21 protein-coding genes are annotated in these 16,631 nt (G+C 68.9%); 12 read left to right on the forward strand and 9 right to left on the reverse strand.

Annotated features, from left to right (window positions below; all coding sequences use genetic code 11):
• Positions 1–68 precede the first annotated feature (68 nt).
• The 3 genes from QNN98_RS02515 to QNN98_RS02525 all read left to right on the forward strand — a co-directional run bounded on the left by QNN98_RS02515 (position 69) and on the right by QNN98_RS02525 (position 2,131).
• Entirely contained in the window at positions 69–965 is an 897-nt protein-coding gene (locus QNN98_RS02515; RefSeq protein WP_283996158.1) for an alpha/beta hydrolase family protein, read from the forward strand.
• Positions 929–1,483, forward strand: coding sequence for a MarR family winged helix-turn-helix transcriptional regulator (locus tag QNN98_RS02520; protein WP_283996159.1), 555 nt, complete (start codon positions 929–931; stop codon positions 1,481–1,483). Before QNN98_RS02515 ends, QNN98_RS02520 begins: the two co-directional genes overlap by 37 nt.
• A gap of 66 nt (positions 1,484–1,549) precedes the next feature.
• Positions 1,550–2,131, forward strand: coding sequence for a GNAT family N-acetyltransferase (locus QNN98_RS02525; RefSeq protein ID WP_283996160.1), 582 nt, complete (start codon positions 1,550–1,552; stop codon positions 2,129–2,131).
• Here QNN98_RS02525 and QNN98_RS02530 read toward each other — a convergent pair.
• Positions 2,108–2,704: a TetR/AcrR family transcriptional regulator gene (locus QNN98_RS02530; RefSeq protein WP_283996161.1), complete on the reverse strand. Its 597-nt coding sequence runs from the start codon at positions 2,702–2,704 to the stop codon at positions 2,108–2,110. The genes QNN98_RS02525 and QNN98_RS02530 overlap by 24 nt on opposite strands.
• Positions 2,705–2,798: 94 nt before the next feature.
• Here QNN98_RS02530 and QNN98_RS02535 point away from each other — a divergent pair, with 94 nt between their 5' ends.
• A complete protein-coding gene (locus QNN98_RS02535; RefSeq protein WP_283996162.1) occupies positions 2,799–3,578 on the forward strand; it encodes an SDR family NAD(P)-dependent oxidoreductase in 780 nt (259 codons plus the stop codon).
• Here the strand turns inward: QNN98_RS02535 and QNN98_RS02540 are convergent.
• The 5 genes from QNN98_RS02540 to QNN98_RS02560 all read right to left on the reverse strand — a co-directional run bounded on the left by QNN98_RS02540 (position 3,575) and on the right by QNN98_RS02560 (position 8,480).
• Positions 3,575–4,834 (reverse strand): glycosyltransferase 87 family protein, encoded by a 1,260-nt coding sequence (locus QNN98_RS02540; protein WP_283996163.1) that lies wholly within the window; start codon positions 4,832–4,834, stop codon positions 3,575–3,577. The genes QNN98_RS02535 and QNN98_RS02540 overlap by 4 nt on opposite strands.
• Before the next feature lie 45 nt (positions 4,835–4,879).
• The gene (locus tag QNN98_RS02545; protein ID WP_283996164.1) at positions 4,880–5,356 is read right to left on the reverse strand and encodes a GNAT family N-acetyltransferase; all 477 of its coding nucleotides are present in this window, start codon (positions 5,354–5,356) and stop codon (positions 4,880–4,882) included.
• 20 nt (positions 5,357–5,376) lie between these two features.
• Positions 5,377–6,909 (reverse strand): GNAT family N-acetyltransferase, encoded by a 1,533-nt coding sequence (locus tag QNN98_RS02550; protein WP_283996165.1) that lies wholly within the window; start codon positions 6,907–6,909, stop codon positions 5,377–5,379.
• Positions 6,910–7,040: 131 nt separating this feature from the next.
• Positions 7,041–7,988, reverse strand: a complete 948-nt coding sequence (locus tag QNN98_RS02555) for a hypothetical protein (RefSeq protein WP_283996166.1) — start codon at positions 7,986–7,988, stop codon at positions 7,041–7,043.
• 135 nt (positions 7,989–8,123) lie between these two features.
• Positions 8,124–8,480, reverse strand: coding sequence for a MarR family winged helix-turn-helix transcriptional regulator (locus QNN98_RS02560; RefSeq protein ID WP_349643203.1), 357 nt, complete (start codon positions 8,478–8,480; stop codon positions 8,124–8,126).
• Here QNN98_RS02560 and QNN98_RS02565 point away from each other — a divergent pair.
• The 3 genes from QNN98_RS02565 to QNN98_RS02575 are packed head-to-tail and all read left to right on the forward strand — an operon-like array spanning position 8,457 to position 10,482.
• Positions 8,457–9,143, forward strand: coding sequence for a DMT family transporter (locus QNN98_RS02565; protein ID WP_283996167.1), 687 nt, complete (start codon positions 8,457–8,459; stop codon positions 9,141–9,143). The two genes, QNN98_RS02560 and QNN98_RS02565, sit on opposite strands and share 24 nt — an antisense overlap.
• A 26-nt stretch (positions 9,144–9,169) precedes the next feature.
• Positions 9,170–9,508 carry a PadR family transcriptional regulator gene (locus QNN98_RS02570; RefSeq protein WP_283996168.1) on the forward strand — a complete coding sequence of 113 codons (339 nt, stop codon included), beginning with the start codon at positions 9,170–9,172 and terminating at the stop codon, positions 9,506–9,508.
• The gene (locus QNN98_RS02575; protein ID WP_283996169.1) at positions 9,505–10,482 is read left to right on the forward strand and encodes a hypothetical protein; all 978 of its coding nucleotides are present in this window, start codon (positions 9,505–9,507) and stop codon (positions 10,480–10,482) included. Before QNN98_RS02570 ends, QNN98_RS02575 begins: the two co-directional genes overlap by 4 nt.
• Before the next feature lie 232 nt (positions 10,483–10,714).
• On the opposite strand, the gene QNN98_RS02580 is transcribed toward QNN98_RS02575, so the two are convergent.
• From QNN98_RS02580 to QNN98_RS02590, 3 genes are all read right to left on the reverse strand, one after another.
• Positions 10,715–11,554, reverse strand: a complete 840-nt coding sequence (locus QNN98_RS02580; RefSeq protein WP_283996170.1) for an FAD binding domain-containing protein — start codon at positions 11,552–11,554, stop codon at positions 10,715–10,717.
• A gap of 7 nt (positions 11,555–11,561) precedes the next feature.
• Positions 11,562–12,731, reverse strand: a complete 1,170-nt coding sequence (locus QNN98_RS02585) for an XdhC family protein (RefSeq protein ID WP_283996251.1) — start codon at positions 12,729–12,731, stop codon at positions 11,562–11,564.
• A gap of 76 nt (positions 12,732–12,807) precedes the next feature.
• Complete coding sequence (locus QNN98_RS02590) at positions 12,808–13,362, reverse strand: DUF3995 domain-containing protein (protein ID WP_283996171.1); 555 nt, start codon at positions 13,360–13,362, stop codon at positions 12,808–12,810.
• Between the two features lie 141 nt (positions 13,363–13,503).
• Between QNN98_RS02590 and QNN98_RS02595 the strand changes: the two genes are divergently transcribed.
• The 5 genes from QNN98_RS02595 to QNN98_RS02615 all read left to right on the forward strand — a co-directional run bounded on the left by QNN98_RS02595 (position 13,504) and on the right by QNN98_RS02615 (position 16,586).
• Complete coding sequence (locus QNN98_RS02595) at positions 13,504–14,043, forward strand: hypothetical protein (protein WP_283996172.1); 540 nt, start codon at positions 13,504–13,506, stop codon at positions 14,041–14,043.
• Positions 14,044–14,180: 137 nt separating this feature from the next.
• A complete protein-coding gene (uraD, locus tag QNN98_RS02600) occupies positions 14,181–14,726 on the forward strand; it encodes a 2-oxo-4-hydroxy-4-carboxy-5-ureidoimidazoline decarboxylase (protein WP_283996173.1) in 546 nt (181 codons plus the stop codon).
• Entirely contained in the window at positions 14,723–14,869 is a 147-nt protein-coding gene (locus tag QNN98_RS02605; RefSeq protein WP_283996174.1) for a hypothetical protein, read from the forward strand. The genes uraD and QNN98_RS02605 overlap by 4 nt, the downstream gene beginning before the upstream one ends.
• Positions 14,866–15,729 (forward strand): bifunctional allantoicase/(S)-ureidoglycine aminohydrolase, encoded by an 864-nt coding sequence (locus QNN98_RS02610; RefSeq protein ID WP_283996175.1) that lies wholly within the window; start codon positions 14,866–14,868, stop codon positions 15,727–15,729. The genes QNN98_RS02605 and QNN98_RS02610 overlap by 4 nt, the downstream gene beginning before the upstream one ends.
• Positions 15,726–16,586: a hydroxypyruvate isomerase family protein gene (locus QNN98_RS02615; protein WP_227925655.1), complete on the forward strand. Its 861-nt coding sequence runs from the start codon at positions 15,726–15,728 to the stop codon at positions 16,584–16,586. The genes QNN98_RS02610 and QNN98_RS02615 overlap by 4 nt, the downstream gene beginning before the upstream one ends.
• Positions 16,587–16,631 lie beyond the last annotated feature (45 nt).

Raw genomic sequence — 16,631 nt, forward strand, 5'->3', positions numbered from 1 at the left:
CCACCCCAGGCTAAGAAGCCGGCCCGGAACGGTATCCGAAACCGGGCGTCCCATGTATATTGTTTCGCATGCGAAATAACGACGTGACCTCGATCACTTCCGAACGGATCTCCATCCCGGTTGTCGCCGGCGGGACCATTGCCGGCACCCTGCGCCTGCCCGACGGCGAGCCGCGCGCTGCCGTCGTTATCCACCCCGCGACCGCCGTGGCCGAACGGCTGTACACCGGCTTCAGTGAATACCTGGCGGAGAACGGTTTCGCAGTGTTCAGCTACGACTACCGCGGGACCGGTGCCTCCGGCAGCCCGAAGGCTAACCGGCGGCTCCGGATGCGCGACTGGATGGACCAGGACGTCCCGGCGACGGCGGCATGGGTGTGCGAGCGGTTCCCGGACCTGCCGCACCTGGCAGTGGGGCACAGCCTCGGCGCGCACGCCATGGCGCTGAACAACGGGCTGGAGGACCTGCACGGATTTGTGGGAGTGGCGTCGCACGCCGGTGTCACCAAGGCCATCGAGGACCGCAAGGAACGCCGGCGCGTGGGCCTGATCCTGAGCTTCCTGGGTCCGCTGACCGGCCGGCTGCTGGGCGCGGTTCCGGGCAAGAAACTCGGTCTGGGCGAGGACATGCCCGGCGGCGCAATGCTGGAGTGGAGCGGCTGGAGCAAAAAACCCAACTACTTCTTCGACGACCCGAGCATGGACGCCGCCCACCGCACTGCGCAGGTGAAGACCGACGCGCTGGTTATCGGCTTCACCGACGACCCCTGGGCCACACCCCGGCAGATCAACGCCATCTTCAGCCACCTGGTGAACGCCTCGGTGGAGCGGCGCACGTATTCACCCGCCGACGCCGGCATCCCGGCCATCGGGCACATGGGCTTCTTCCGCCGCGGTTCGCGTGAGAAGCTGTGGCCGGAGGTACTCACGTGGTTGACGGACAAAGCAGGGCTCAGCCCGCAATAGGCCCGGATCAGGGACCGCGGGCGGCCACCGGCACGAACGACGTGGCCGGTATCGGCGCCGGGGACGACGACGCCGGGACCAGCCCGGGCGCGGTGCGCACCGCCCGCCCGCCGCGCCTGTTTTTCCTGACACTGACCGCCGAACGCCGGCTGCGGCGCTGGATTGCCGGCCGGGGCGGGGAGCGCGGCATCAGCGCCTCCGCGGGCGGGGTGCTGCTGCATCTGGCCTCGCATCCGGGGGCCAGCACGGGTGAGGTGGCCGAGGCCGTGCAGGCGTCCCCGGCCGGACTGAGCGGGCTGCTGTCCCGAATGGAAACCTCCGGGTTTATCACCCGCACCCCGGATCCGGCCGATGCCCGGACCATCCGCCTGGACCTGACCCCCGGCGGGCGGGAGGCGCTCGGCGTCGTGCGGGAATCCCTTCACGAGCTGAACGCGCGCATCAATGAGGGCTTCAGCGCCGAGGAACTGGCCACCGTGGCACGTTGGCTGCGGCACGTGTCGGAGGCGCTGGACTAACCGGACCGGCCGTCCTGCCCGCACCGGACCGGCCGTTCCGGGAGTGGCATTGTCTAGGATGGGCGCATGTCCCAGAACCCCGCGTCCCAGAACCCCGCCGACTGGACCCCCGCCGGCACCGACCGCCTGCTGCTGCGCCGCCTGGCCCCTGAGGACCGTGACGCCGCGCTGCGCATCCACATGGATCCGCGAACCAACCGGCACAACCCGAATGAGCCCAGCCGGGAGCGGTCCGGGCAGCTGTTCCGGGACTTCCTGGCGCACTGGGAGCGGGAAGGCTTCGGCTACTGGGCGGTGGCCGAACGTGCGGCGCCGGAAACCGTCATCGGCTTCACCGGGCTGCAGCGGGCCGTGGTGGATGGGCAGGACATCCTCAACCTGTACTACCGCTACGATCCCTCCGCGTGGGGCAAGGGGTATGCCGCCGAAGGGGCGCGCGAAGCCGTGCGGCGCGGCCGGGAGCTGCTGCCCGCCCTGCCGGTCATGGCCCGCACCACGGACGCCAACGTCGGTTCGCAGCGCACCGCACTGGCCGCCGGGCTGCAGCGGATCCGCAGCCTGGACCGGCCGTACGCCGGCGAGCTGGAGGTCTACTTCGCCCTCGGCTGGGAGGCGGGCAGTAGGTCAGTGGGCCGAGTTGCCGGCTAATCCTGCGGCCCAGGCACGTGCGGCGGAGGAAGCAATCCCGTCAATGCGTTCCGGGGCCATGACATGGCGGAGATTGCCGCCAATCGCCAGGTCGGTCACCCCGTGGGCAATCGACCACAACTCCGCTGCACGCTGAACCACTTCCTCCGCCGGGACAAAGGGGGCAACCGCTGCCTCGAGCAGCACCTGCACGCGTCCGGCCTGCGTCAGGAGTTCCGGGTAGGCATCCTTGTTGATGCCCGAACCGAACATTACGGCGAACCGCGTCGGGTCCTCGCGCGCAAACACCAAATAGGCGACGGCGATCTGCTCGGCCCGCTCACCGAGGCTGGATTCCAGCCGCAGACCGGCGAAATAGGTTTCCAGTTCCGTGAAGGCTTGCTGTGCGACGGCGGCCAGCATGGCGTCCCGGTCAGCAAAATGCCGGTAGGGGGCACCGGATGACACTCCGGCCCGGCGGGCAGCCTCGGCCACGGTAAACCCCCGGGGGCCCCGTTCCCGGACCAGCTCAATGGTCGCTTCCAGCAGCGCGCTGCGCAGATTTCCGTGGTGGTAACTCGATCGTTCGGCCACAAAACACTCCTTCCATGTATGAGGTTCTCACATTTGCGGTTAGGGTGCATGTAATAGGGACTTACATAGCCGCTTCGTAACCGTTGGAGGAAGCATGCAGTTCGAGAACACCACCGCCCTGATCACCGGAGCCAGTTCCGGGATAGGCGCTGAGTTTGCCCGTCAGCTGGCCCGCCGCGGAGCCGATGTTGTGCTGGTGGGCCGCCGTGAAGACGCCCTCACGGCGGCGGCAGCTGAAATCACCGCCGACACCGGCCGAAAGGCCCACGTGGTGCCTTTCGACTTGGACGTGGACCGGGCCGGCGTGCTCCTGAAACAACGCGTCGACGCCATGGGCATCACTGTCGACACCGTGGTTAATTGCGCCGGCGCCGGCCTGACCAAGGCTTTTGCGGAGTCCACTGAACAGGAAATCCACATGCAGCTGCAGGTGAATGCCGAGGTGCCGCTTGGGATCACCCGGGCGTTCCTGCCGGACCTGCTCGCGGCAGGGCGCGGGGCGCTGGTCAATGTCGGAAGCATGACCGGTTACATGCCCGTCCCCGGCATGGGGGTGTATGCCGCCGCGAAGGCATTCCTGATCCGGTTTACCGAGGCACTTGCACATGAGGTCCGCGGCTCCGGTGTGGTGGTGATGGTGCTGTCTCCGGGGCCGACCCGCAGCGGGTTCTACGCACGCAGCGGCACCAGCACCGACGGCGCCCGGTTCCAGACCCCCGAGCAGGTGGTCTGCACAGCCCTGAAGGCCCTCGACCGCCGCAGGCCTCCGGTCAGCGTCATCGCGGGCCGTTCCAACCGCGTGGTCCGGCGCCTGGTCGATTTTCTGCCAGTCCGCACAGTTCTGCGGCTGGCCGAATCCCGGCCGGCGGCCTAAGCCGGGACAGCGCTCCGGGCCGGCGAGCCCTTCGGAACAGCCGGCACGGCCAATAGGTAAACCAGCGCCGCGACCGGCAGCACCACGCCCAGGCTGGTGAACAGCTCCAGCGCCGGCGGGCCGGTGCCGCTGACCACGCCGGTCAGCGTGAAGGTGATGGTGATGGAGGAGAGCATAAACACCGGCACCAGCACCGCCGCCAGCCCGACGCCGACCGCACGGCCCGCCCCGCGCCGCCGTCGGGCCCATACCCACAGCACGGGCAGCAGCAGCGCGATCCAGACCCAGTGGTGGAACCAGGAAATGGGTGAAATCGCGAGCATTACCACGGCGTTCGCGGTGACCGCCGCGACCGTGTCCCCGGCGCGGTCCATCCGGCGGATCACCAGGAAGCCCAGGACGACGACGGCGGCGCAGGCCAGCAGCCACAGCGGGCGCTGCAGGGACTCGGGGACGCCCAGATGCGGGATCAGCGAGTTCAGCGACACGTTGTACATTTCGGACGAATCGCCCACCCGGCTGGGATCGGAGAGCGACTCGAACCAGAACTTCCGGGCCTGCTCCGCGGCGGCCAGCCAGCCGACGGCCACCGTGGCGGCGAAGGTGGCGCCCATGGTGAGGATGGCCCGCCAGTCCTTCCGGGCCAGGAAAATCAGGCCGAACGCCAGCGGGGTGAGCTTGATGCCCGCCGCCAGCCCGATCAGCACGCCGCGCGGCAGCTTCGACGACGCCGGCCGGAGCAGATCGGCCAGGACCAGCAGCATCAGCAGGGGGTTCAGCTGGCCGAAGCCCATGCCTTCCCGCCACGGCCCGAGTATCCCGATCAGCAGGGTCGCCAGGACGGTTAGGCCGGGCAGTCCGAGTGTGGTGGCAGCCCGCTCCGGCAGCGCACTGTTGTCCACCAGGTAGCGGGACGCGAGGAACGCCACCGCCACCAGGCACGCACACGCCGTGGCGGTCAGCAGCACCAGGCCCAGGGTTTCGGGCAGGAACGCGAACGGCACCAGCAGCACGGCCGCGAACGGCGGATAGGTGAACGGCAGGCCGCGGGTGTCGGTCTGCACCAGGCTCGGGTCATACAGCCGGTGCCCGCCCTGGCCCAGAAGGGCGCGGGCACCTTCGCGGTAGACGGTGAAATCCAGTCCGTGGATTTGCGCGCCGAGGACCACCAGGACCAGCGCCACGGGCAGCCCGAGCCACAGCCAGAGGGCCTGCGCGCGGGTGCGGGGGCGGAGCTCCGCCGTCGTTAAAGCCATGCCTGCCAGTTTAGGCGGGAACGTCGCTACCCGGCGGCGGGACCATCAGGGCGCCGCGGGTTGCGGCTGCAGGTCCAGGCGCATAAAGGTGCTGTGGGGGTCCTCGGTGTAGCTGCCGAAGGGCGGGCACCCGGTGAAGCCGTGCCGGGCGTAGAGCCGGCGGGCCGGGGCGAAGAAGTCCTCCGTACCGGTTTCCAACAGCAGGCGAAGGTAGCCGCGTGCGGTCGCTTCCCCGATGATGCCCCGCAGGAGCGTCCCGGCGACGCCGCGGCCCCGGGCAGCCGTGGCCGTGCGCATGCTCTTGATTTCACCCTGCTGCGAATCGAGTTCCTTCAGCGCCCCGCAGCCCAGCAGGACCCCGTCTTCCCGGACCGTCCAGAACGTGACCGCGGGATCGCGCAGGGCCGCTGGGTCCAGGGCATGCACGCTTTCCGCAGGCGACGTGGCATACATGTCCGCCAAATGCTCCTGCATCAGCGCCAGGACATCGGGAGCCGCGGGGTCGCCGCGGCTCAAGTCCATGCCCTGCAGTCCAGGCACAATCACCGCGTGCGCGGGTTCGGCTTCGCGGCCAGGGCCCGCTGCGCGGCGAGGATCGCCGACAGGGTTCCGGCCTTGGCGTGGTTCTTGTCCTGCTCGGCGGCCGCGCCGGGGGAGCCTGCTGCCGCAGTGGAACCGGACTCGGCGCCGGTCTCCGCCGGGGCCTGCAAAGCCAGTCGCATGAAAATGCTGCCCGGATGCGCCTGGTACTTCCCGAACGGCGGGCAGACCACAAAACCGTGGCGCTGGTACAGGCGCCGGGAGGAGGCGAAGAAGTCCTGGGTGCCGGTTTCCAGCAGCAGGGACGCATACCCGCGGGTCCGCGCATCCGAGATGATCTGCTGCAGGATCACCTGGCCCACGCCCAGGCCGCGCGCGTGCGGGGAGGTGCGCATGGAGGTGATTTCAGCGCAGAATTCGGTAATGCCGTTTCCGGGAGCCGGGCGGAACTCCTTCATGGCACCGCAGCCGAGCAGTGTGCCGTTCTCGCGCACGGTCCAGAAGGTCACCGACGGGTCCTTCAGATACGGCGGGGTGAGGCCGACGGCGCCGGCCCCCAGACCGGGGTACAGCAGGTCGCGGTTCTGAGCCAGCAGGGAGATGACATCGGGCTTGGCCGGATCGTCGCGGAGCAGGCTTACCTGGCGCGGCTTCTGGTCTCCGGACTGCGTGGGCCGGAGGGTGCGCAGGGTGTCGTGGAGCGAGGGCTGCGGGGCAGCCGGGGCAGCCCGCTGGCCCGGGGCGGCAAAGGGAACGGGTGCCGGGGTCTTGATCGGCGGCGGTGGGATGAATTGGGACATTGTTGCTACTTCTTCTTCCAACGAGGGGACGGAGAGGGGAGGGGTTTCCGGCGGAACGGCCGGTGCAGGTGCAGGTGCTGGTGACGATGCCGGGTCAAGCGAAAGTGCTGGGTCAAGCGAAAGTGCCGGGTCGGGGGCAAGGGCGGGCGCCGGTGCAGGTGCCGGTTCGCCCGGGGGAACCGGGGCGGCTGCGGACTGCGGTGCAGGCACGGTTGATGCCTCGGGGGCGGCGTGGACAGCCTCGCCGGGCTCGCGCCGTCGTCGTGCCCAGTTCCGCACCGGCACCACCAGCAGGGCGCCCGCTGCAGCGGCACTGACGCCGTACAGGACCAGGTCCCACCGCGAACCGCCGCGCACCGCATATGTTTCCCGCAGTGCGGCGGCGGCGCTGAAGGAGGCGATATAAAACGCCGGCGCGCCCAGCGCCAGCAGCCCCAGGTGCCAGTTCGCCGTGCCCCGCGCCGAGGGAAGCTTGCCGCGCAGGCCGGCCACGAGCACTGCCAGTGCAGCCAGGCAGCCGAACCCCGCCCACGCCATGACCAGCGGAGTGGAGAGGCTGGTGCCGGCGTCGGCGAGCGTGCGGGAAATGGTATCCAGGGACGTTCCGGGAACTGCGGCCCGGGGGTTCCAGACGAGGATGTGGAACAGCCCGACGGCGGCGTAGGCGCATACAGCGAAGCAACCGGCAACCCCCCGCCATGCTGCTGCAGCTGTTGGCCCCCCGCCACGTCTCATGCGCTGAGTCTAACCGCTGCTCCCGGCCGTTCCGCGGCGCCCCTCTAACGTGTCAGGGCGGTGTCACAAACGGGAAAATGCGGGGAGAGCCGGCGGCGGTCCGCCCCCGGGTACACGGCTCAAACCGCCGCTTACCTTTCCGCCGGTTTCTGGGCCGTGACCGCTTCCAGGACCCGTTGGAATCCCGGCTCAATCCGGACGCGCATCCGGCGGTCCTCACCTGCATGGGTCAGCTGGTCGTAGCCGGTTCCGTTCCACCAATAAACGTATGGACTGATCTGGCCGGGGGAATCGCTGTATCCCCTGGCGGTAAGGATGGCCATGTTGTTGAGCGCGGCCAGCACTGAGTCATCCTCAATGACGTGGAACATCAGCTGGTGCCGGCTGGGGATGCTCATCAGCCAGCCGAAGTCCTCGCGGACCTGTTTGCCGGTGAGCTCCGTGGCCAGCCCCGGAAGGAGCAGAGCCCTGCTGGCGGTGTAGAAGGATGAGCCCATCAGGATGTTGAAAGACGCGTTTTCCGGTGAGGTCACTTTTTCCAGGAGTTCGGTCTTCAACCCGGCAAGGTTCGCCATGCCCTGTTTCCGGAGTGCCTCCCAGCCACCGAAGGTCCGCGCATTTTCGTGCCGGAACACAGCGACGCTCTCCGGAAGGTCCAAGGCAAGCATCTCGACCACACCGGGCGCGAACTCTCGGTAGGGATGGTTGCCGAGTCCGGGAATGCTGGATTCATCGTAGAGGCGGGCAAAAGTGTGGCCGGGAATGTCCGCAGCGGGCACGGTGTCAAAGGGGGAGGGAGCATCAAAGCTCCTCAACCGCTGCTGGAGATGGACGCTGATCAGGGACCGCCATGCCGGTTCCGGCTGCGGGCTGCAGGTGGCAGCTATGTTCCAGAATCCGAACTTACGGCCCGTGCCGTCCACTGCATGATCCGGGTAAACGGTCACCTCGTACCCCAGCTCGGCGAAAACCTGCCGGGTGAGCGCCCGGAAATGATTCGCCGTGGAGATGGAGAAGAACGTCAGGTGCGGATCCGGGCTTTCCGCTCCGCCCGGCTGCCTCTTCTTGAAAATTCCCACGGGGACTCCCCTTCGCTGAGCCGGTCAATAGAATTCCCATCAAGCCAATTCACGTCGCGCTCAGCCTAAGGAGTCCTGCACCCTGCACCGGGATAGACATGCGGAACACCCGGGGGAATTCTTCGGCCTGGCCGGTCAGGTGTCCAGCTTGGCCAGCAGGCCCGCCAGTGTCTTCCGTTCGTCCTCGTCCAGGGGTGCGAGCAGCCGGTGTTCGGTGGCCACATGGTCCGGCAGGGCGGCGTCGACGGCGGCCCTGCCGGCATCGGTGAGCGCCACCTGCTTGCCGCGCCCGTCGGCGGAGTTGGGGGAGCGGCGCACAAACCCCTGCGCCTCCAGCCGGTTCAGCCGCTGCGCAATGGCGGCGGAGGTAACCATGGAACTGGCGGTGAGCTCGCGGGGGCTGAGCGTGTACGGCGGGCCCGAGCGGCGCAGTGTGGCCAGCACGTCAAAGGACGCCGCATCCAGGCCGTGCGCAGCGAAGGTTTCCGCCAGCTCGTGGCGCTGTTTGCCTCGCGCTGGATCGGTGAGCGGCTCACGGGGCGGAAAGTGGCGGCCGGCGCTGCCGGACTGGCCGGCGTCGGGCTGCTGGTGCTGCAGGCGGAAGCCCGGCTGGATGCGCTCGGCGTGGCAGCCGCGCTGGGCGGCTCCGTGGCCATGGCCGCAGGTGTTGTCCTGACCAAGAAGTGGGGCACCCCGGATACGCTGCTGGCCGCCACCTCGTGGCAGCTGGTGGCCGGCGGGTTGTTCCTGCTGCCGGTGGCCCTGCTGGTGGAGGGGCCGCCGCCCGCCCTGACCGGCACCAACTTGGCCGGGTACGCCTATCTGGGCCTGGTCGGCACCGCGCTGGCCTACTCGCTATGGTTCCGCGGCCTGCACCGGCTGCCCGCTTCCGGGACGGCGCTGCTTGGGCTGCTCAGTCCGGTAGTGGCGGCCGCGGCCGGCTGGCTGCTCGTGGGGCAGGCGCTCAGTCCGGGTCAGTGCCTGGGTGCCGCGGTGGTCCTGGCCACCCTGGTGCTGGCGGGACCAGCGGGTGTGCGGCGGGGCGCTCCGGGTCCCTCCGGTTTGGGAAATCCCTGCCACTGCGCAGCGGAGGGATTTCCCAAACCGGCAGGAAATGCACAAACCGACACGCCAAGGTCGCACTTCCCCGCATAGTCATGTTCAATACATATATTGCTCACATGACTAACCGGGAAATGCGCGAACCCACGTTCCTGATCCTCACAGCCCTAGCCCGCAGCAGGCAGCACGGCTACTCGCTGCTCACCGAAACCAAGAAACTCTCCGGCGGGCGGGTGGCACTGAAGCCGGGCAGTCTCTACACCAGCCTGGACCGACTGCAGGAGGAAGGCTTGGTGCAGGACGCCGGCGAGGAAGTGGTGGCCGGACGCCTGCGCCGCTACTACGCGCTGACGGATGCCGGGGCCGAAGCCCTGCACGTCGAGGCCGCACGGATGGAAGCCGCGGCGAGCGCCGCCCGGCAAAGCCTGAGCCTGCGGTCCAAGGGGGCAACGGCATGAGCGACGCCCTGGAACGCCGTTACCGCCAGATGCTGCGGGCCTACCCGTCCCGCTGGCGCAGCAGGCACGGCGAGGAACTCGTCGGGGTGATGCTCGACGTCGCCGCCGCCGAGGGAAGGCAAAAGGCCACGCGGTCCGAACTGGCGCACGTTGTGCTGCACGGAGCGGCGGCCCGGGTGAACCAGTATCTGCCCCGACGACACCGGGACCGGCTGGCCGCCGTCGGCTGCATCGGCGGCACCTCGCTGGCGCTGGTGATGCTGGTCCTTGGCGAACTCGGACGCTGGTTCCGGTGGAACAGTTACAACTTGGTGGATCATCCGTTCGGGGCCTTCACTACCCCCGCGGTGATCGTGTTTATCCTCACCCTCACGGCCTTCGGCGCTGTGGCTGCACACCGTCGGACCACCGCGAAGATCCTGCATGGTGCCGCCCTCGCGGCCGCGGTCGGCGTGGGGATTACCCTCGCGGTGACCGAGCCAAGCATTAAAGTCCATCCGCTCGTGTTCTGCTTCTTCGCTGCCGCAAACCTGTTGGCACTGCTGGGCAACCCCGTCCGGACCGCACGGCTGCATGTGTTCATCGGTGCACCGGCGCTGGGCGTCCTCATCACGGTAACCAGCTACCTGCAGGGAGGCGGTGCGCAGCGGACCTTCTGGGGCGGGCCGTACCTGATCAACGACCAGCGGCTGGCGTTCTGGTTCCTGGAGCTGCTGGTGGTCGCGGCGCTGCTGGCCGCTGTCGGACCAGGAATCCGGCCATGGGCCTGCCTGCTCCTCGTCCCGCTGACGTCCCTGCCGTTGTCCGGACTGTTCCTAAGCCTCGGGGGTAACAGTTCCATCGGGCTGATAGGCGTCCAACCGGCATTTTTCTACGGGCTGTGTTCCGTAGCCGGCCTGGTCAGTGCCTGGGCGGCTTGGAAGAGCCCGGTCATCAGCTTTTCCAGGAACAGCACCGGCACCACCACAGCCTGAACCGACCGGTTTGGGAAATCCCTGCCGGTGCGCTGCGGAGGGATTTCCCAAGCGGCAGGGAACGCGCAAACCGTAGGCATTTCGCGCTCCAAATCCCCGCCGTTTGTGCATTTTCCCGCGGTGCGCAGCGCGGGAAAACGCACAAACTGCGGGGGAATGCCCATCACCTTCGCCCCTGCGGCCCCAGCGAGTCCTCCGTCCGGGCAGGCCGGCGCTGCGGCTATGGCGGCGGCTATGGAACCGGTGCCGGCTCCGGTGCCGCGAGCTGGGCGCGGATTTCCTCGCCCAGCCGGTCCGTCATGTAGTGCCGCCACTGCGGCAGGCCGTGCACGTCGTCGTGCCAGAGACTGGCATCAATCGTCTCGTTCAGTGCCGCGCGCAGCCCGGGCGCGTCCGGCAGAGTTGCGAAGCGCAGCTGGACCGGACGCTTGGTGGCGGCGGTGACGGTGAGGACAAACCCGCCGTCCTCATCCAGCCGACCAATCAGCAGCACCCCCGAGCGGCCCAGCCGGGTCAGGGACAGCTGCCGGAACGCGGTCCGGGCGCGCAGCGCGGCGGCGGGCACGCTGATACTGCGCAGCAGTTCGCCCGGTGCCAGCGCGGTGCGGCAGTCTCCCACCACCAGCTCGGCCACGGGAACCCGGCGGGACGTGCCGTCGGGGGAGTGGATCAGGGCAACGCCGTCCAGGGCCGCGGTCAATGCGGTCATGGGCCCGGCGGGCAGCCCGGTGCAGATGTTCCCGCCCACGGTGGAGACATTCCAGACCTTAAAGGAGGCCACAAAGGAATCACAGCACGGCCGCACCAGCTTCAGGGCCTGCCATTGGCGGTCCGCGGGGACGGCATCGGGAAATGCGTATAGTTCGGCGATGGTGCAGGTCGCAGCGATCTCCAGACCGGCGTCGGACACCGTCAGCGGTTCCCAGCCTGCGCCGGTGATGTCCAGCAGCCGCTGCAGGTCTTCGCTTCCGTTGGAATACAGCACCGTGCCCCCGGCGAGCCAGGCATCGCCCGGGCGCCACTGCTGCGGGTCCGCGGTGCGGACCAGCTCGGAAACGGTGGATATGTCCATGATGTCCCTATGAGGTTAATGAGGTGTGCGGGTGGATGGGGCCGCTCACGGCCCGCAGGGGCCGCCCGCTGGCAGCGGTCCCGGATCGGGCGGCCACGATCTCGGCGAAAACGGACACAGCCGTTTCCTCGGGCGTAGCGGCGCCGATGTCCAATCCTAGAGGTGAGTGCAGGGCCTGCAGTTCCGCCGCGCCCAACCCCGCAGCATGCAGGGCCGTCAGGCGCTGGTCGTGGCTGCGGCGCGAGCCCATGGCCCCCACATAGCCCAGATCCAGGCGCAGCGCTTCGACCAGCGCCGGCACGTCGAACTTCGCGTCGTGGCTGAGCACGCACACCACGGTGCGGGCATCGAACCTCCCCGCCGCCGCCTCCCCGCGCAGGTACTGGTCCGGCCACTGCACCTGGACCGAGTGGGCGGCGGGAAAACGCTCCGGGGTGGTGAACACCGGGCGGGCGTCGCAGACGGTGACGTGGTAGCCCAGTAGCCGGCCCTGCCGGGCGAGGGCGGCCGAAAAATCATTGGCGCCGATCAGCACCAGCCGGGGCGGGGCCAGCCGGGACTCCAGGAACAGTGCGGGAGCGCTGCCTTCGCATGTCCCGCTGCCCGGACCGTCCAGTTCGACGACGCCGGTGCGGCCCGCAGCGAGCAGGGGCGACAGCCGGGCGGCGGCACGTTGCAGGACACCATTAGGGAGGGCAGCTTCTGGGCGGACATTGAGCAGCGCGGCCAGCTCCGGGCCGTGCGCGGCGAGCAGTGCGGCCGGGGCGGCGGCAGCGGCGGGGCTGGCAACCAGCAGCGGAAGCTGGCGTGCACCGTCGCCGTCTCCGGCGGGGAGCGCACGGATCAGGGCGCACGGGGCGCCGGCCAACGCGGGGAACGTCCCCGCAGCCACGGGCTCCACCAGGACGTCCAGCGTTCCGCCGCAGCTGAGCCCGACGGCGAAGGCATCGTCGTCGCTGTAGCCAAAGACCTCCAGCCGCGCGCGTTCGTCCGCAAACACGTCCTCGGCCACTGCTATAACGGAGGCTTCCACGCAGCCGCCCGATAGCGACCCGGTGACCTGCCCGCTGCCGCTGATGAGCATGGAGGTGCCCACCGGCCTCGGCACCGATCCGGAAGCACGCACAATGGTGGCTGCGACGCATGGTTCCCCTGCGGACGCCAGCACCTCGAGCATCTCCAACACTGCGGCCTACCCTCCAAATTGCAGGGAAGCGTACCACGCTGTTCAGGCGGGCGGGATACCCCGGAGGTCAGCCCGAACCGGGTGCGGCGTCGGCATCGCTCCCGGCATCGCTCCCGGCATCGCTCCCGGCTGCGGGCCCGGTCCGCGGCCCGGTCCGGGTGAGCAGCAGATAGCCGAGCAGCGCAGCACCCCACAGCAGGAACAACGGATCCCAGAGCCAGGCATGGCCGATCATTGCCGCCCTGTCATAGCCGGTTTCCGGGCGCACCAGCCCGCTCAGCACAGCCTGGCTGACGGCCATGTTGGCGCCGCCGTAGAGCACCAGCAGCACCGCACCGGCCCAGCAGGCTGCCCGCCAGTAACCCGCCACGGACAGCTGGCCGTAGGCGAGGGCCACCGGAAGATGTGCAGCGGCAATTTTGATCAGTGCCACCACTGCCAGGATCAGCCCGGTCCGCAGCGGCTCCAAGACGGACTGCTCAACCGCCCAGCGGCCCACCGTGTCCAGCAGCCACTGCCCGCCCACCGCCCAGTACAGACTGAACGCAGCGTGCACCAGACCGGCTGCGCACGCCGTCCAGATGCACCAGAGGCTCAGATCCCGGCGGGTGTCGGCGTCCATCGCCTTCCATTGTGAGAAGCAGGCCAGGGCACAGGAACCCGCGCCGGGCAAACGCCGGACGGTGTTGACAGAAAACTACCGGCCGGTAACGTGGGGGGCTCCCGAAGGTGCCGGACAGAGCCCGGCACACAGAGGAGCGACATGAAGAACGTGACGAAAAGAACGGCCGTCCTATTGTCCACCGCCGGCCTGTTGGCCGGCTCCGCGGTCCTGGCACTGCCGGCAACGGCCGCGATGACCGAGTGCGAACCCGGTGATATTCGAACAGTCTTCGAGCCCGGTTCGGTCATTCCCGGCATGGGAGCGCCGCGGGAATCGGCAACCCTCACCAACTCCTCCACAGAAGCCGCACCGGTTCCGGCATCCCGGATGGCTGCTGCCGCGTCTTCCGTCAAGGTCCCCGAGTCCGTCTCCCTGACGGACGTCCTCTCCACCCTGAAGTCGGACCATGGCATTGATGCCTTCGAGGAGCAGACTTGGAGTGCGGGCCAGAAGATTGGCGCCATCACGCTGTCCCCGGGCCAGTCGATGGATGTCACTTACGGGTTCAACGAAGTTGCCTTTTCCGGCACGCAGCAGAGCTGTCAGCTGGACGGCCGGTTCGGTTCTGAGACAAGCTTCAACGGCACGGCGCCTACCGGAGAGTACGTCCGGTACGCGGACCCCTATACAAATCCTTGACACCTTCGACGGCGCTCGCCCAGACTGTCCGGAATATCAATTGCGTCTGCCGGAAAGATCGAATCAAGTCGGCGCAGCCGATGGTCAAGGGCGCTCAGCGCCGGCTGCCGACGCAGCCCTAGCGAAAGCTGACACCCGTGTCCTCAGAACCAGCGCCGGACGCCCCGGGTCACGGGGCGTCCGGACCGGACTTCCTCACCGCATTCAACACCGCACGTTTCGCTGAAGCGGAAGCCATGCTGCGCCCCTGCCTGGACATTCCCCGCTGGTGCAACGAGATTGCCGCAGCCCGGCCCTTCGCCACCGCCGGGGAGCTGCTGAGCTTTGCCGAACTGGCGGCCCCGGACTTCACCGAAGCCGAAGTCGACGGCGCACTGGCGCACCATCCGCGGATCGGCGAGCGTCCGGCCGGCTCCGGGGTTGAAGGCGCCTTTTCCCGCAGCGAGCAGGCCTCCGTCAGCGGCTTGTCCGGAGTCAGGGACCGGCTGGGTGCAGGCAACCGCGCCTATGAGGACCGGTTCGGCCGGGTGTTCCTGATCCGCGCCGCCGGCCGCAGCGCCGAGGAGATCCTTGCCTCGCTCCAGGACCGCCTGCAGCACACAGTAGAAGAAGAACTGCCCGTCATCGCTGCCCAGCTGCGCGATATCGCCATCCTGCGCCTGGACGGACTGCTCCACCCATGACCCGCCGCCGCGTCACCGAGGCCGAAGTGCAGGACGGCGCCGGGCTGCTCGGCGTCGAACTGGCGGCGCCGGCGTATCCAAAGGCCTCGTCGCCGCCCTCTCCGCCCGCCAGATTCGCTGCTTCCGAAAAGGTCCAGTCATGAGCACCCCGCCCCCGAATACCCCGCCCCCGAATACCTCCGCACCGCGCTACCACGCCCCCGGTGGCGGCCTGCCCGCCCAAACCGAACTGCCCACCGGCCGGGCCGTGGTCACTGAGGCCTACACGGTGATTCCCCGCGGGGTGCTGCGTGACACTGTCACCAGCGTCCTGCCCGAATGGACGGACACCCGCACCTGGATCCTGAATCGCCCGGTGGCCGGCGGTGCCACCACGTTCGCGCAGTACCTGGTGGAGGTGGGCCCGGGCGGCGGCTCGCGTGCTCCGGAACCGGAAATGGAAGTGGAGTCCTTCGTCTTTGTCCTGGAAGGCACGCTCACCGTGCGGCTGCTGGGCACCGACCACCCCCTTCCCCCGGGCGGGTTCGCCTACCTGCCGCCCGAAGCACTCTGGGGCGCCTTCAACGATACGGACGAAACGGCCACGTTCGCCTGGATCCGCAAGGCCTGGCAGCCGCTGGCCGGGCGCACCCCGCAGCCTGTGTTCGGCAACGAGGCGGAGATTGAACCGGTGGGCATGCCGGGCGCGGACAACAAGTGGCGCACCACCTCGCTGATCCCCGTGGACGACGTCGCCTATGACATGCACATGAACGTGGTGACCTTCGAACCCGGGGCAGTGAGCCCGTTCGCCGATACCCACGTGATGGAGCACGGGCTGTACGTGCTGGAGGGCAAGGCCGTGTACCGGCTGAACCAGGACTGGGTGGAGGTGGAAGCCGGCGACTACCTGTCCCTGCGCGCCTTCTGCCCGCAGGCCTGTTACGCCGGCGGGCCCGGCAACTTCCGCTACCTCCTCTATCAGGACGTGAACCGCCAGGTCCTGCTGGGCGGCCGGCGATGAGCGGGCCGGTTTCGGTCCCGGTGGGAGATGCCCGGGCCGCTGGTTCCCGGACCGGCTATTCGGTCAACTGCTCCATCCTCTTCACCGAGCTGCCGCTGCTGCAACGTCCCGCCGCGGCCCGGGCGGCGGGGTTCGACACCGTGGAATTCTGGTGGCCGTTCGCCGAACCCGTCCCGCCGGAAGCGGACGTGCGCGCCTTCGAGGCAGCCATCCGTGATGCCGGGGTGCAGCTGGGTGCCCTGAATTTCGACGGCGGAACCATGGAGGCCGGGGAACGCGGGCTGCTCTCGCTGCCGCACCGCGGGGCGGATTTCCGCGCTAACGTGCAGGTGGTGGCCGGGATCGGCGAACGGCTGGCCTGCCGGTTGTTCAACGCCCTGTACGGCAACCGGAGCCCGGAGTATTCCCCGGCCGAGCAGGACGCCGAAGCGCTGCGGAACCTGCGCGAAGCTGCCGCCGCCGTCGCGCCGTTCGGCGGCACCGTGCTGCTGGAACCGCTCAGCGGCGCCCCGGACTATCCGCTGAAAACCGCCGCGGACGTCTTCGCGGTGCTCGCGGACCTGCACGGCGCCGGAACGGACAACGCGGCGCTGCTCGCGGACCTGTACCACCTGGCCGTGAACGGCGACGACGTCGCGGCGCTGCTGGCCGGCGGAGCCGCTGCCCGGTTCGGGCACGTGCAGATAGCCGATGCGCCCGGCCGGGGTGCACCGGGTACCGGGCAGCAGCCGCTGGTGCAGTGGATCTCCGACCTCCGGGCCGGCGGCTACCGCGGGGAGGTTTCCCTGGAGTACCGGGCACCGCTGCGGGATGCGTTTGCTTGGCTGGAGGACCCCGGCGCCTGTGTGGGGAGCTGACGTGGAAGGGGGCCGCAACAGAGGCCCCGGCGCGCCCAATGAGGA

It is taken from the genome of Arthrobacter sp. zg-Y1143, from assembly GCF_030125565.1.
Taxonomy (GTDB): Bacteria; Actinomycetota; Actinomycetes; order Actinomycetales; family Micrococcaceae; genus Arthrobacter_B.

Excerpts from the sequence above, each read along its gene's own strand:
- QNN98_RS02515 (WP_283996158.1), top strand. The coding sequence starts at position 69 with ATGCGAAATAACGACGTGACCTCGATCACTTCCGAACGGATCTCCATC.
- QNN98_RS02525 (WP_283996160.1), top strand. The coding sequence starts at position 1,550 with ATGTCCCAGAACCCCGCGTCCCAGAACCCCGCCGACTGGACCCCCGCC.
- QNN98_RS02535 (WP_283996162.1), top strand. The coding sequence starts at position 2,799 with ATGCAGTTCGAGAACACCACCGCCCTGATCACCGGAGCCAGTTCCGGG.
- QNN98_RS02540 (WP_283996163.1), bottom strand. The coding sequence starts at position 4,834 with ATGGCTTTAACGACGGCGGAGCTCCGCCCCCGCACCCGCGCGCAGGCC.
- QNN98_RS02545 (WP_283996164.1), bottom strand. The coding sequence starts at position 5,356 with ATGGACTTGAGCCGCGGCGACCCCGCGGCTCCCGATGTCCTGGCGCTG.
- QNN98_RS02550 (WP_283996165.1), bottom strand. The coding sequence starts at position 6,909 with ATGAGACGTGGCGGGGGGCCAACAGCTGCAGCAGCATGGCGGGGGGTT.
- QNN98_RS02570 (WP_283996168.1), top strand. The coding sequence starts at position 9,170 with ATGACTAACCGGGAAATGCGCGAACCCACGTTCCTGATCCTCACAGCC.
- QNN98_RS02575 (WP_283996169.1), top strand. The coding sequence starts at position 9,505 with ATGAGCGACGCCCTGGAACGCCGTTACCGCCAGATGCTGCGGGCCTAC.
- QNN98_RS02580 (WP_283996170.1), bottom strand. The coding sequence starts at position 11,554 with ATGGACATATCCACCGTTTCCGAGCTGGTCCGCACCGCGGACCCGCAG.
- QNN98_RS02585 (WP_283996251.1), bottom strand. The coding sequence starts at position 12,731 with ATGCTCGAGGTGCTGGCGTCCGCAGGGGAACCATGCGTCGCAGCCACC.
- QNN98_RS02590 (WP_283996171.1), bottom strand. The coding sequence starts at position 13,362 with ATGGACGCCGACACCCGCCGGGATCTGAGCCTCTGGTGCATCTGGACG.
- QNN98_RS02595 (WP_283996172.1), top strand. The coding sequence starts at position 13,504 with ATGAAGAACGTGACGAAAAGAACGGCCGTCCTATTGTCCACCGCCGGC.
- QNN98_RS02605 (WP_283996174.1), top strand. The coding sequence starts at position 14,723 with ATGACCCGCCGCCGCGTCACCGAGGCCGAAGTGCAGGACGGCGCCGGG.
- QNN98_RS02610 (WP_283996175.1), top strand. The coding sequence starts at position 14,866 with ATGAGCACCCCGCCCCCGAATACCCCGCCCCCGAATACCTCCGCACCG.
- QNN98_RS02615 (WP_227925655.1), top strand. The coding sequence starts at position 15,726 with ATGAGCGGGCCGGTTTCGGTCCCGGTGGGAGATGCCCGGGCCGCTGGT.